The sequence below is a fragment of the Halomonas sp. DP8Y7-3 genome, assembly GCF_019801675.1.
Lineage (GTDB): Bacteria > Pseudomonadota > Gammaproteobacteria > Pseudomonadales > Halomonadaceae > Halomonas > Halomonas litopenaei_A.
Genome location: NZ_JAHVIO010000014.1, coordinates 135181 through 149086 on the forward strand (window position 1 = coordinate 135181; position 13906 = coordinate 149086).

The window sequence follows — 13906 nt, forward strand, 5'->3', positions numbered from 1 at the left end:
CCAGCGAGATATCAGCGATGACTCAAGACCCGCAGGGAAATGCGGCCGCCCGGCCGAGCATGAATGCCAATCAGACGCTCCCCCACGCCTTTGTCATCCTGTTTCTGCTGGCGGTGCTGGCCGCCGTGGTGACCTGGTTCATCCCCAGTGGCAGCTATGAGCGCGAGACCAACGCCCAGGGCCGTTCCGTTATCGTGGAAGGCACCTACCGACTGATCGACAACCACGGCATCGGTCCTTTCGACTTCTTCAATGCCTTCTTCGAGGGCATGAAAAGTGGTTCCTCCATCATCTTCTTTCTGATTATTGTCGGCGGCACCTTTGGCGTCTTGCGCCAATCCCGCGCCGTGGAGGGGCTGGTCAACTTCCTGCTGGAGCGCCTGAAGGGCCGGGAAATTCTGATCATCCCGCTGATGATGACCTTCTTCGCCGTGTGCTCCGGGACCTACGGCATGATCGAAGGCAGCATCGTCTACATTTTCATCCTGCTGCCCCTGGCACGCCGGGTGGGCTACGACGCCGTGGTCGCCGCCGCCATCCCGCTGATTGGAACCGCCATCGGTTACACCGGTTCCTTCCTCAACCCCTTCAATGTCGGTGTTGCCCAGAGCATTGCTGAACTGCCGCTGTTTTCCGGCATGGGCTACCGCATCATCTGCTGGCTAGCCTTTGTCGCCGTCAGCATTGGCTACGTCATGCTCTATGCGCGCCGCGTTCAGGCCTCGCCGGATCGCAGCGTGGTCTATGGCCTGGCCCCCCCCGAGGCCAGCGAAGTCAGTGCCGAACACATCCACTTGACCCCTCGTCACCTGATCATCCTGGGCGCCTTTGCACTGGCATTGATTGCCATCATCGCCGGTGTCAGTGCCTTCGGCTGGTACCTCAAGGAAATGGCTGGGGTCTTCCTGGTGCTCGGCATCGTTACCGGCGGAGTTGCCGGCATGGGCGCCAACCGCCTGGCAGCCTCGTTTTCCACCGGGTGCAAGGACATGGTGGACGGTGCCCTGGCGGTAGGAATGGCCTTTACCATCGTCGTTATCGTTCAGCAAAGCGATACCATCGACACCATCATCCACGCCCTGTCGTCCATCATCGGCGACACCTCCTCCAGCGCCGCTGCCCTGGGCATGTTTGCGATGCAGAGCGCGATGAACTTCATCGTCACCTCCGGCAGCGGCCAGGCCGCCCTGACCATGCCTATCATGACGCCGCTGGCCGACCTGGCCGAGGTCAATCGGCAGGTGGCCGTGCTGGCATTCCAGTTTGGCGACGGCATCTCCAATGCGTTTACCCCGACAGCAGGTTGGCTGATGGCTGGCCTGACCATCGCGGGCATTCCCTGGACCCGCTGGATTCGTTTCATGCTGCCTTTGATCGCGCTGCTGTATGGACTGGGCGCGCTACTGGTCCTGCTGGCCACCACGGTCGTGTGGCCTGCTGCCTGACACCTGCAAGGAGACAAGGGTTGGCCGATATCGCGTTACCTGCCAGCGTGCCAATGATCGAACGCCTGGTGGCTTTTGATACCACGAGTCGACACTCGAATCTGCCGATGATCGAGTTCATCGCAGGCTGGCTGGAACGGCGAGGCGTGACCGTCACGCTGTGTCGTAACGGCACGGGCGACAAGGCCAACCTTATCGCCGAATTTGGACCCAGGGAGGCGCCGGCGATCATCGTCTCGGGACACTCCGATGTGGTGCCCGCGGACGGCCAAAACTGGCAGATCACCCCACCCTTTACTCCGCGTCGACACCGGAGCCGGCTTTACGGCCGCGGCACCGCTGACATGAAAGGATTTGTTGGCGTCGCGCTGACCCGACTGACGGCCTGGCACCAGCGACATCGCTCACGCCATGGAGTCATCCTGGCCCTGTCCTTCGATGAAGAGGTGGGCTGCCAGGGCGCCCCGCTGATGCTGCCAGTGCTGGCCAGGCAACAGGAGCGACTAAGGGGCGTCATCATCGGCGAACCCACCGAGATGCGCGTTGCCACTGCTCACAAGGGCCACGTGGGTCTTCGCGCTGTCCTGAACGGCGTCGGTGGCCATTCCGGCTATCCAGAACGCGGCATCAATGCCATCGACCTGGCCGCCGATGTGCTACTTGATCTGCGCCAGCTGGCTCAGGAAAAACGCCAGCAGGCCCTGCACGACCTTCGGTTCGACCCTCCCTGGTCCACCGTGCACGTCGGCACCATTCACGGCGGCACCGTCCTTAACCGCATCCCGGAACGCTGCGAGATGGATATCGAGATGCGCTGCCTGCCCGATCAGCGTGTCGAGGAACTGCGCGAGTACCTGCAAAGGCTCTATCCGCCTTCCGCAGTTGGTGACCCGCTGGAATCCAAGATCGATGCATCCCGACCTCATGGATGCCTGAGCACGGGCTCTCACGACACGGGCTCTCACGACACGGGCTCTCACGACACGGGCTCTCACAGCACGGCCTCTTTGCCCGGGGCCTGCGCCTCATTTCCTATTGAACCACCGTCCCCCGCTGGGTCGGCAACAGACACAACGCAGGCCGGCCGAACTCAGCGCGGAGCCCTGAAGCTCGAAAGCCTGGGGCACTATCCGGCACTTGATGAGCGGCGACGCGAGTTCCCGCGCTGGATCGCCGACCTGGCCGGCAGCCCCGCCCAGCCTATGGCGCTGGGGTTCGGCTGTGAGGCTGGGCTGTTTGCCCAATTGGGTGCGCCGACGGTCATCTGTGGCCCCGGCAGCATCCACCAGGCCCACCGGCCCGATGAATACATCACCTTTGAGCAGGTCATTCAGTGCGAGCAGTTCTTTACCCGTCTATTGGCAGCGCTCGCCTTCCCAATACCTGGCTCAGCTGAAGCGGAGTGCACATGAACCTACGTATACATCCTGACACCATCGTCGATGACGACGTTGTGGCAGACTTTCAGCGAGACGGCGCCATCTGCCTACGGGGCATCTTCTGTCCAAAAGAACTCGCCCGACTGGCAGAAGGCATCGAGCACAACATCCAGCACCCGAGCCCCCGCGCCAAGGTGGCCAGTCGTCCAGACGATCCAGGCTGGTTCTTCGAGGATTTCTGCAACTGGCAAGACAACCCGGCCTATCGTCACTTTATCTTTGAATCGCCCTTGGGGTTGATCGGCCAGCGACTGATGGGCTCGCGCCAGGTGCGCCTCTACCATGACCATGTGCTGGTCAAGGAACCAGGCACCCGACAGCGCACCCCCTGGCATCAGGATCAGCCTTACTACAACGTGGAGGGTCATCAGAACCTGAGCATGTGGCTGCCGGTCGACCCGGTACCGCGGGCCTCAACCCTCGAATTCGTGGCGGGGTCCCACAAGGGTCCGTGGCTGATGCCCCGCACCTTCATGGACAACGAAGCGAAGTGGTTTCCTGAAGGCAGTCTTGCCGACCTGCCTGACATCGAGGCCCATCGCGAGCGTTACCCCATTGTGGGCTGGGCGCTGGAGCCCGGCGACGCCGTGTTCTTCAACATGCTGACGCTGCATGCAGCAGGTGGGGTCAGGGGGCCGCAACGTCGCCGCGCCTTCTCCGTCCGGCTGCTCGGCGATGACATGGTCCACGCCCCGCGACGCTGGACGACCTCTCCTCCTTTTCCAGGCCTGGATGAACAGCTGCCGGCAGGAAGCCCCATGGATCATCCTCTATTCCCATTGCTGGTCGAGTGATTGTCGTTATCCAGGTATCTTGATCTGTACACTGCGACACCATGTTTGCCACGACACCTTGAAAAAGCCTCCTAGAACAGGACAACGCACCCTGCCGTGGCAGGGTGCGTGGGTATCGATCGTCATCATTCGTGGATCAGGTTGCTCTCCCCAAGCCATTGGCCGAGGGGGTTGTCACTGCCCCACTGGAAGCCAGAGGCCAAGGCAAGACCCGGCGCCTGGACACTGCTACTGGCCTGGGCGTCGATGCTGGAGGTGGAATCGGCCCCTTGACCGCTGCTGCCCGTCACATGACCAGCCACTTGGCTCTCCAGATGGCTATCCTGTGACGCCTCCATGGTCAACAGTACATCGCCCTCGTCGGAGTCATCCAATAGGTCGCTAATGCTGAGCGCTACCTCAACCGAACCGCTGCTTGTCAGCGTACCCTCCCCTACCTCGGCCACTCGCTCGGCATCCAGGTCAAACGTGACGACCTTGTCACCAAAGCGCCCCTCCCAGCTGATAGTGGAACTGGCATCAAAGCCGGAACCCATATTCAAGAAGTAGCCTGCACTGGTGCTGGCATCAAAGCTGGCATTGGCATTGAAGCTGTAGCCACCCTCGATGCTGGAACTGCCCTGAAAGCTAGAACTGCCCTGAAAGCTAGAACTGCCCTCAAAGCTGGCACTGCCCTCAAAGCTGGAACTACCTTCAGAGCTGGAGCCGTCCTCGATCAGCCGATCTGTCTCCACCTCAATAGTGGAAGATGCACTGCCAGAAAAACGAGCGGCCACAGGGGTGTCGACAGGGCTGGCGAGGACACTGATGTCGGGGCTAACGAGAGCACTGGCCACAGGAGCTACAAGCGCACTAACGTCAGAGGTAGCGACAGAGGGCTCAGCGGTGACGTCGTCATCTGCGCGATATGCCCGCGCAGACGCCACGGTAGGGTTATCCCGGATATTAATATGAAGCACGCCGGATGCGCTATCCCCCTCGCTATTGTTAACCGCGTAGCTATCGTAAATCGTATAGCCAACGTCCAGATCTATATTTCCAGGAAAGCTCAAATACTCCGCTCCGACACTATCGTGATCCAGCGGCTGGAACAGGGCCACTTTAAAAGCGCCATTTTCCACGTCCGGCAGCTGAATCAAGATGACGCGATCACCATTATCATCATGACCGGCAATCTGGCGGCCGTTACGCGTTATGGACCAGGTCACCGAGCTTCCGCTTTCCGTCGTCAGATCAGGAAGGTCATCTATGTGCCAAGTAAAGCGCCCCGGTCCATCGAGCCCAAAGTCATAGCCGAGAAATCCCTGCTTGACCAACACCCCCTTGACGTCATCAATGTGTGATTCCCACAGAACCACAGCCGGGTTACGGGTACTGTCATCACCGTCCAAGTCGGGCGTTACCGGCTTATCGGGGCCAGGAATGATAAGGACGGTGAAAACCTCCCTAACCATATCCCCATCACCGTCTACCGCATCATACAAAATCGTTGCAAGGCCAACAAACTCATTATTCGGAATAAAGGTGATCTCTCCGTCAGTGGTAAAACTTACCTGGCCGACCTCATCACCACCTTCTACCTTTGCTCGATAGAGCGCTAACCCATCTAAACGGCCAGAATCATTGTCCAGCACATTCCAGGAGACCGAGGTGGCACCTTCATTGGCATCCACGTGATCGCTATGCGTAGAAGGCCGACTGTCGTTAAACTGTAGACGCAATGCACTGGACGCCGTATTACCCTCGCTATCGGTCAGGACGTACTCAGCATCGACGATAAGCGAGTCGCCAACGTTGAAAGAAAACCCATCTTGTAACAATGGGTTATCATGATCCAAGCCTCTATATCTGGTAGCATTGAAGTGGCCAGACAGCACATTATCCACCACTATTTCAAAGACCCTCATACCGTCAGGGGTTTCCGCGGTGAGTGTTAAGCCGTCATTCGATACCACGTAGGACAGTTTCTCTCCGCGTGACGTCAGTGCAGGCAGACTCTCCGTCGACCAGCGAAACGCGCCCGTTTCCGCAGGCTCGAGAGCACCAAAGCTATAGTTGAGATACCCCTCATAGCTTGCGCGGTTATCAATGATAACTGAGCTACTGGGGAGCTCGCTTCTCGCTACCCCCTTGTCCTCACCCAACGCTCCATCGCTGTCAAGTACAGATCGCGCACCAACATTCACTGAAGTCTGTGACATCGTATCCTCACCGTTCATATCCGCCTCCAGAAGAGCCACCAGGTACTATGGCCTACCCACTAGTGCCGACCATACTCAAGCGTATGCGATGGTGAGAATTTCAGCATTGTCCTATTGAACCTGCACGCAGGGACAATTCTTCACTTCAGCACACTTTTTTGGTCAATTACCACGCGGATATTGTTTCACTCCAAGAGCAATAACACGATGAATCGATGCACTGTCACGCTACTACCCGACGGCAGATGTTGCGATAATGGATCTCACCTCAAAGGTTTGTTCCAATTTCAAGGGATCAGTCTTTTATGACTGGCCGAATATCTGCTCCTGGGAGCATAGATATCATGCACATATCTTTTTAAGGTCGTCACGGCAGTGCATACATAGCGGACAATGTGGAACCCAAGCATTAGAACGCGCCAGCCAGATGACGGCAAAGACAGCGCCCTATTGTCACCAATAGCGGAGTGACAATATCGCTATTCTCCCCTACTGACAGGAGAGCTCTCCTCACTACCGTCCCGGCAGCGCTACCTAGGCAATGGTAGTTGGCGCGGCGGGCAGGCTTTTACCAATGGCGCTCTCGAAGTAGCTGAGGGTGGGTTCCGTCAGGCGAAACAGGCGCGCGGGAGGCCCCTTGCTGCTGACCGCTCTGGTGGTGCCGGTTTCTTCGAGCAGGCCTGCCTTGATCCAGCGGTTGATGACGGTTTGCTTCTTCACCTCGATACCGAAGGTGGCGTAGGCATCGACGATCTCACCGATGGTTACCTCGGACGGCAGCAGGTAGAGCAACAACGACGAGTACTTGATCTTGTTGACGAAGGCCTGATATGCACTGCTGACCAGCGTCAGGTGGTCAAACGGCAGAGGCACCCTGCTGTCCAACAGGTCCCACAGCGAGGCCCAACGCAGGTGATCCTGGAGGGCAAGACGATCGTTCTCGGTGCGATTGAACAGGCAAAGATGAGGAATGGTGACGGACCATCCTCGCGCTATGTCGCGGTAGAGACTGCCCTGGGCCCTGACCTGTTCCAGATAGCTGGGCGCTAGCCCCACCTTGTCGCGCAAGATACGATGCACAGCATCATCGAGACAGCTGTCTCCTTCGCCTGGCTTCTGGGTCCGCTCCTGGGTCTGTGGCTGGGTCTGTGGCTGGATCGGTCCTTGGGACTGCTCGCGGATCCAGCCGCCGACCAGGCCATAGCTCCCAGGTTCGGGTGACGTCTCCCGCTTTCGCAACAGCACTTCCGGTGCCCGAGACTCTGGATGGAGCCGGATGCAGACGAAATCCAGGGTGACGATCATGGCGTACCTCAAGGCAGATGCTGTGCCGCCAGTGTAAAGGACACCGGACTACAGTCAAACTGTTTGACAAAAGAACATGCAACACGCAGACTGCATTTAGTCAAAATACTTGACAGTATGGAGCGCCCCCATGAACGGCCTGCCCAGGTTCCCTGCTGGAAAGCGCAACCCGATGGTTGCCGGCGTCAACCGCTCGCTGTTCCGCGACGAGCTGATCACCAGCCTACTGGACACAGACGCCTACAAGATCCACATGATGCAGGTGGTCTTCGAGCGCTACCCCACTGCCTGGGTCAAGTACCGCTTTCACTGCCGCAGCCAGGAAAACCTGGCCGCCTACGCCGACGACGTCAGACAGGCGATCCTCAAGCTCCAGCGACTTCGCTTCAGCGATGACCAACTGCGTTACCTGCGCACCCGGGGCGAGATCAAGCCAGCTTTTGTCGACTACCTCAAGCGCTTCCGCTTCGACCCGGCGCGACACGTCACAGTAGCCATCGACGCCGGCCAACTGGCGATCGAGGTCGAGGGGCCCTGGCTAGACACCATTCTTTATGAGATACCGGTCCTGGCCATCGTCAGCGAGATACGCAACCGTCGGCGCTTTGGAGAGGTCCCTGAGGAGGCGATCGGACGCACCCTGCGCCACAAGGTCGAGCGGCTCAAGACGGAAGTGCAGCGAAGGGGTCTGACCGAGTTCCGTTTCGCCGACTTTGGTACGCGTCGACGCTTCTCCTATGCCATCCAACGTGAAGTCGTCGAATACATGGTCAACGAGATTCCCGAGCACTTCGCGGGCACCTCGAACTACCATCTGGCCCGGGAGTTTCAGCTGCCGGCCATCGGCACCATGGCCCACGAATTCATCATGGCGCACCAGGCACTGGTGCCCGCGCAGGAAAGCCAGAGACGCGCCCTCGATGTATGGAGCGATGTCTATCGCGGCCAATTTGCCGTGGCGCTGACCGATACCATCTCATCCGATGCCTTCCTGAAGGACTTCGACGCCAGACGCAGCCAGCAGTACCAGGGAGTGCGCCACGACAGCGGCGACCCGATACGCTGGGGCGAAAAATTCATCTCTCACTTCGAGCGACTTGGTATCGATCCGATGGAGCGAACGCTGACCTTCAGCGACTCCCTGACCTTCGATAGAGCGCTCGACATCGCCCAACACTTTCAGGGCAGGACCCAGACCTTTTTTGGCATCGGCACCTATCTGACCAATGATCTCGGCGACTATGCCACCGAGCAGGGCGTCCCTTACACGCCGCTGAGCATCGTGATGAAGATGGTCGAGTGCAACGGCCAGCCGGTGGCCAAGATCTCCGACGACCCTGGCAAGAGCATGAGCATCGATGACACCTATGTGGCAACGCTGAGGCAGCATTTCGCCAGCGCGTGAGTCCATTCGTCAGAAGCCCCGCTAGTTGTGAAGCTGCTAGTCAGAAGCCCCGCTTCCCGGCAGAGCCTGTTACTCAGGAGCGTCCCATGAGCCAGATTGCCTCTTTCGATGTCGATCCCCAGAAGACCTTTACCCCGCTATGTCCCGACGAGCTGCCGGTAGCCGATGGCGATGCCATCGTGGACGAGCTCAACGCCCAGGCCAGGCTTGCCGATCTGCGTGTAGGCTCCCGGGACGCCCACCCGGCCAACCCGGTCTGGCTGGCGAAGCATCAGGATGAGCTGTTGACGCCGGTCGACAGCGCAATTGCCGGCCCCAATGTCGATGTCCGCTGGTACCGTCATGCGGTTGTCGGCACCCGCGGCTTCGAACTGCTGGACGGCCTGCCGCATCCGGTGGAGGGCTACGACTACATGGTCAGCAAGGGCCTCGATCCCGACTGCCACCCCTACGGCGCCTGCTTTCACGACTTGAATGATCGGGTCAGCACCGGTGTCATCGAATTCCTGCGGGGGCGCGGCGTCGACAGGGTGATCGTCGGCGGACTGGCCCTGGACTACTGCGTCGTCACGACGGTGATGCAGCTTCGCGAAGCCGACTTTCAGGTTTACCTAAATCTGGCAGGTTGTCGCGGCATCGACCCACAGCAATGCGAGCAGGCACTGGACCGCATGCGCGGCGCAGGTGTGGTGGTGGCCGCCGACGCAGCAGAACTGGCCGCGCTGCTGTGACGACGCTTCACACCCTGAGCTCTCGGGATGTTACCTTCTGAGCGTTTATCCTTTTCTGCTTCGAGATCGACCGCCATGTGGTTCCAGAACAGCCTTCGCCTCTCCGCCCGTCCACGGGGGTTTCACCTGATTACCGACGAGATCGTCAAGGCACTCCCAGACCTGCCGGCGATGCGCGTCGGGCTGCTGCATGTGTTCATCCAGCATACGTCTGCGTCGCTAACCATCAACGAGAATGCCGACCCCAGCGTGCGCGGCGATTTCGAGCGCCATTTCAATCAAATGGTGCCCCAGGACGCTCCCTACTACCGCCATACCGATGAGGGCAGGGACGATATGCCCGCCCATCTCAAGGCGAGTCTATTGGGGCCCGCACTGACCATACCGGTGGGAGATGGCGAGCTGAAGCTCGGCACCTGGCAAGGTATCTATCTTTGCGAGCATCGGGACCATGGCGGGCCGCGCCAGCTTATCGTGACGCTCAATGGCGAGCGCTCACGCTGGCGGCCAGAGCAGGCCATGCCCGATCCTTACCGCCGGCGCGACTGACAACGATCGCGAGGGTGGACGGCACCGCCTGACCTGTTACTTCATGTCAGTCTTTTCGTGGCGGTTTCTACTGACCGAGACGCCGATAGTCCGGCTGTTCGTTGGCGCGCCAGAGATACCAGGATGCCAGCGTGCGCCAGGGGCGACATGGCTCGCAACGTCGCCGCGTCTCGGCGGGGGTTGGCATGTGATCCAGCCCGAACAGGTAGCGCGTGCCGTCACGGATGCCGAAGTCGTCTACCGGCAGGATATCCGGCCGCCCAAGGGTCCCGATCAGCATCATTTCCACCGTCCAGCGCCCAATGCCCTTGATCCGGGTAAAGCGCTTGACCAGATCCTCGTCGTCCATCTCGGCGGCCTCTTCCCGCCCCGGTATGTCACCTGCCATCGCGGCACTGGCCAGGCCTTGCAGGGTCGCTACCTTGCGCGCGGAAAAGCCGCATTCCCGCAAGGTCTCCGGAGCCAGCGCCGCCAACTGCTGAGGCGAGGGAAAATCCTGTCCCGGGAACCGTGCGACAAGACGCCCCACGATGGCCGCGGCGGCCTTGCCATGCAGCTGCTGGTAGGCCACCGACCGCGCCAGGGACTCGTAGGGACTGCGCTCCACTGCGGTCGTGAGTCGGCAGTCTCCGACCTGGTCGACAAGTCGCGCCCAGGCGGAATCAATACCGCGAAGGTGGGCCTGGCCGGCGCTCAGATGGCGGGCGATATCATGCTCGGGCATGAGGACTCCTGCGGGTTATTGGGGGCGGTGCAGCGGCCCTCGAAAGGAGCGCTGTCCGATCGTTTCGGTCTGGCTCATCATACCTTGGTAGCAGCTGTCCGCCATCTCTGACAGCCCATGCACTTTAGCTTCAAAAAATGCGACATCCGGGCTGTAACCGACACGTGAGCCGCGTATACTTTGCTGCGCTGCGAAATGCAGTGGACAGGACCCCAGATGCGCCCTTTAACCGGCGCCTGACCTCCGCCGGGAACGCTTCCACCAGGCAGGAGCCAGCGAGCCCCTGAACCCCACTGCTTGCAGCCCTTTTTCGCTTTCAGCAAGGCGCGTGAACGCGCCTCATGCTCAGGACCCGGCTGTCGCGATGGACATGTCATTATCGCCTCTTCTGCCCGCCACGCATTCATATCATGCGGGTATCACAGCAATGTTCATCCCGTCTGCCGTATTCGGTCGTCACCGCATCTCAGGTGGTCGGGCCAAGGTTCGGGCCAGCGCCATAGCGGTCTCGGGGGCTTCTTCATCCGACGTCTCTGCCCCTGTCTCATCCGCTGCTACCGCCGCTGTCTCGCCAGCCGTGTCAGCCCCTGTTACCCATCCTATTTCCGTCGAGCTCCCAACCGCGCTGCCGACGCTGCTTTCCACCGCTATCTCTCCCCCTACCCCAACCACTTCAGAGGCTTCACTCCATGTCGGTGTACGACACCCTATGCCTGCTCGCCGCGATGGCGATGGTGATCTCCTTGATCAACGGCAAGATAGGCAAGTTCCAGACCACCATCGCCATCACTGCCGGGGCGCTGATACTGTCACTTGCCATTGTCATCGCTGGGCACGCGGGCTGGTTTGCCCTTGATGAAACCGCAGAGAATGCCATCAACCAGTTGAATTTCGAGGATTTCCTGCTGAAGGGGATCCTCGGATTTTTGCTGTTTGCCGGCGCTCTCGGGATCAAGCTCCCCCACCTGCGTGATCAGAAGTGGGAAATCGCCATTCTGGCGATGGGCAGCACCCTGTTCTCCACCTTCTTTATCGGCTATACCCTATGGCTGCTGGTCGGCTGGCTGGGCATCGACTTCGATCTGATCTACTGCCTGCTGTTTGGTGCACTGATCTCGCCCACCGACCCCATCGCGGTACTGGCCATCGTCAAGAAGATGAACGCGCCGCGTCGCATCTCCACTCAGATCGAGGGCGAATCGCTGTTCAACGACGGCTTTGGACTGGTGCTGTTTGTCACGCTGTTTGCCATCGCCTTTGGCGGTGCGACCCCCACCGTCATGAGCGTCGGCCATCTGTTTTTGCAGGAAGCACTGGGCGGTATCCTCTACGGCTTCGTCCTTGGCCAGCTATTCCACTACCTGATCCGGCATACCGAGGATCACTCCATGGAGCTGATGCTGACCCTGCTGGTGCCCACCTCCGGCTATGTGTTCGCTGAGTTCCTGGAGGTCTCGGGCCCCCTGGCCATGGTGGTGGCGGGCATCATCATCGGCAACAGGACCCGGCGCAAGGGCTTCTCCGAGGAGACCCAGCAGCATCTCGATCACTTCTGGGAGCTGGTCGATGAATTCCTCAACGGCGTGCTGTTCCTGCTGATCGGCATGACCATGCTATCGTTCAGCTTCCACCCTGAAGACTGGGTGCTGATGATCGCCGCCGTACCGCTGGTACTGCTGTCGCGCTATCTCAGCGTGCGCGTCGCCTATGTTGGCTTCCATCGCTTCCGCCGTTACAACCCATACTCCGTGCGCATCCTGACCTGGGGTGGCCTGCGTGGTGGTCTGGCGCTGGCGATGGCGATGTCCATTCCCGCCGGCATTGACGTGATCCCCGACAAGAACATCGATGTGCGTGAAATCATCCTGGTGATGACCTACTCGGTGGTGGTGTTCTCGATCCTGATCCAGGGCTCCAGCATCACCCCCTTGATCCAGCGCGCCAAGGCCTGGGAAGTCGAGCAGTTCCGTCGAGGCAAGCGCAGCTGAACCCAGGTCGCGCCGCCGGGGCCCAGCCGCGGCGGCGCGACGACTCAACGACGGCGATTCAGCGCGGCCCAGGGGCTCTGCGCCCGGTCAGGCTGGCGGCTGCGGGGTGGCCACCAGGGCCAGATTGCGGGGAGTCAGCGCTCGCTCACAGAACTCGCTCAAGCGCACCTCGAAGCCGGCCTCCTCGAGCCACAGGGCCCGGTCCAGGACCAGCCATAGCTCCAGTGGCCGGCGAAACAGGTGGCGCACCAGCTCGAATCGATTGACTCGCCCCAGCCGCGCCACACCGCGTCGCTCGAAGGCGCGCCAATCGACGTCAGAGGGCAGCGTTATCCCCTTCTGCGCTGCTGCCCAGCGACAGAAGTCCTCGAAGCGTGCCGGCATCTTCCCGTAGGCCAGACTCGGCACCGCCAGATAGTCGTCCGTCCCGCGCAACTCCCGCTGCAGCTCATCGAAGCCGAGCCGCCAGGCGTTGGCCCGTTCGCGCTTGCGTTGTTCTCCTCGACTGGCGGTCACCGTCTCCTGCACCGCCATGGCCAGCATCTCACGATCCAGCGCCAGACCATGCAGCTCAGCCTGGTATCGCGCCTGGGCGGACAACGGCCGGTAGCGTTCATCCCGGGTCCGCTGGTAGCAGCATGGCGCCAGCGTCACCGCCACGCGCTTGTCCCGCGCCAACTGCAGCAGGCGCACGTGCAGATCGCCACAGGCATGCAGCGCCACCACCTGATCGGCGTGGTCAAGCTGCTCGGCCGCACCTGGCTGCATCACGTCCTGCTCCACCAGACTCACTTCAAGCCCCTGGCGATCGGCCAGCGCCTGGCCACTGCGACAGAGCTCTGGCTGCCACTCCAGAGCACGCACCGGGCCATGGTGCCAGCGCGCCAACAGCCGCGACAGGTGGCCCTTGCCGGCGCACCATTCGACCAGGCGCGGGCCACGCAACGGATCGACCTGAGGTGCAAAGGCCAGCATCTGCGCCCACTTGCGACCACCCACGTGGGACGCCCAGGCCTCGGGGGCGTTGATCGCCGGCGGCCCCGGGGCAACGTCGATAAGTCGCTTCAGCTCGGCCACCGGTAGCCAGGCCGCCAGCGGCGAGTCGTCGAAGGGCCGCTGCTGCAGCCGCTGGCAGCGCTGGTCATCCAGCGCTTCGAGGCAGGCAGCGATATCCCCGGCCTGCGCGCGGTCGGGCCAGGGGATGGAGGCGTGGGTGAAGGGGGTCGGCGACCACAGCCAGTGCCACTCGGCAAGCAGGCGGGTCAGCGCCGCGAGGCGCTCGGTGTGGCTCAAGCTGGCAGTCATGCGCGCAAGGACGACATCGG

The 13906-nt window shown here is 60.8% G+C and carries 11 protein-coding genes; 7 read left to right on the plus strand and 4 right to left on the minus strand.

Features of this window, described 5'->3' with window-relative positions; translation table 11 throughout:
• The first annotated feature begins 17 nt into the window (after positions 1-17).
• The 3 genes from KUV86_RS15125 to KUV86_RS15135 are packed head-to-tail and all read left to right on the plus strand — an operon-like array spanning position 18 to position 3678.
• Positions 18-1445: a YfcC family protein gene (locus KUV86_RS15125; protein ID WP_222485382.1), complete on the plus strand. Its 1428-nt coding sequence runs from the start codon at positions 18-20 to the stop codon at positions 1443-1445.
• A 20-nt stretch (positions 1446-1465) separates the two neighbouring features.
• The gene (locus KUV86_RS15130; RefSeq protein WP_222485384.1) at positions 1466-2857 is read left to right on the plus strand and encodes a M20/M25/M40 family metallo-hydrolase; all 1392 of its coding nucleotides are present in this window, start codon (positions 1466-1468) and stop codon (positions 2855-2857) included.
• Positions 2854-3678, plus strand: a complete 825-nt coding sequence (locus KUV86_RS15135) for a phytanoyl-CoA dioxygenase family protein (protein ID WP_222485386.1) — start codon at positions 2854-2856, stop codon at positions 3676-3678. The genes KUV86_RS15130 and KUV86_RS15135 overlap by 4 nt, the downstream gene beginning before the upstream one ends.
• A gap of 125 nt (positions 3679-3803) precedes the next feature.
• Here KUV86_RS15135 and KUV86_RS15140 read toward each other — a convergent pair whose 3' ends face one another.
• Complete coding sequence (locus KUV86_RS15140; RefSeq protein WP_222485388.1) at positions 3804-5897, minus strand: Ig-like domain-containing protein; 2094 nt, start codon at positions 5895-5897, stop codon at positions 3804-3806.
• 516 nt (positions 5898-6413) lie between these two features.
• Positions 6414-7184: a hypothetical protein gene (locus KUV86_RS15145; protein ID WP_222485390.1), complete on the minus strand. Its 771-nt coding sequence runs from the start codon at positions 7182-7184 to the stop codon at positions 6414-6416.
• 130 nt (positions 7185-7314) lie between these two features.
• Here KUV86_RS15145 and pncB point away from each other — a divergent pair, with 130 nt between their 5' ends.
• From pncB to KUV86_RS15160, 3 genes are all read left to right on the plus strand, one after another.
• Positions 7315-8589, plus strand: coding sequence for a nicotinate phosphoribosyltransferase (gene pncB, locus KUV86_RS15150; RefSeq protein ID WP_206937830.1), 1275 nt, complete (start codon positions 7315-7317; stop codon positions 8587-8589).
• Positions 8590-8675: 86 nt separating this feature from the next.
• The gene (locus tag KUV86_RS15155) at positions 8676-9320 is read left to right on the plus strand and encodes an isochorismatase family protein (protein ID WP_222485392.1); all 645 of its coding nucleotides are present in this window, start codon (positions 8676-8678) and stop codon (positions 9318-9320) included.
• Between the two features lie 75 nt (positions 9321-9395).
• Complete coding sequence (locus tag KUV86_RS15160) at positions 9396-9869, plus strand: secondary thiamine-phosphate synthase enzyme YjbQ (protein WP_222485394.1); 474 nt, start codon at positions 9396-9398, stop codon at positions 9867-9869.
• A gap of 67 nt (positions 9870-9936) precedes the next feature.
• On the opposite strand, the gene KUV86_RS15165 is transcribed toward KUV86_RS15160, so the two are convergent.
• Entirely contained in the window at positions 9937-10593 is a 657-nt protein-coding gene (locus KUV86_RS15165) for a DNA-3-methyladenine glycosylase family protein (protein ID WP_206937824.1), read from the minus strand.
• Positions 10594-11282: 689 nt separating this feature from the next.
• Here KUV86_RS15165 and KUV86_RS15170 point away from each other — a divergent pair.
• On the plus strand, positions 11283-12581 hold the full coding sequence (locus KUV86_RS15170; protein ID WP_206937822.1) for a cation:proton antiporter: 1299 nt from the start codon (positions 11283-11285) through the stop codon (positions 12579-12581).
• 87 nt (positions 12582-12668) lie between these two features.
• On the opposite strand, the gene KUV86_RS15175 is transcribed toward KUV86_RS15170, so the two are convergent.
• Positions 12669-13874 carry an SAM-dependent methyltransferase gene (locus KUV86_RS15175; RefSeq protein ID WP_261397665.1) on the minus strand — a complete coding sequence of 402 codons (1206 nt, stop codon included), beginning with the start codon at positions 13872-13874 and terminating at the stop codon, positions 12669-12671.
• Between the last annotated feature and the right edge of the window lie 32 nt (positions 13875-13906).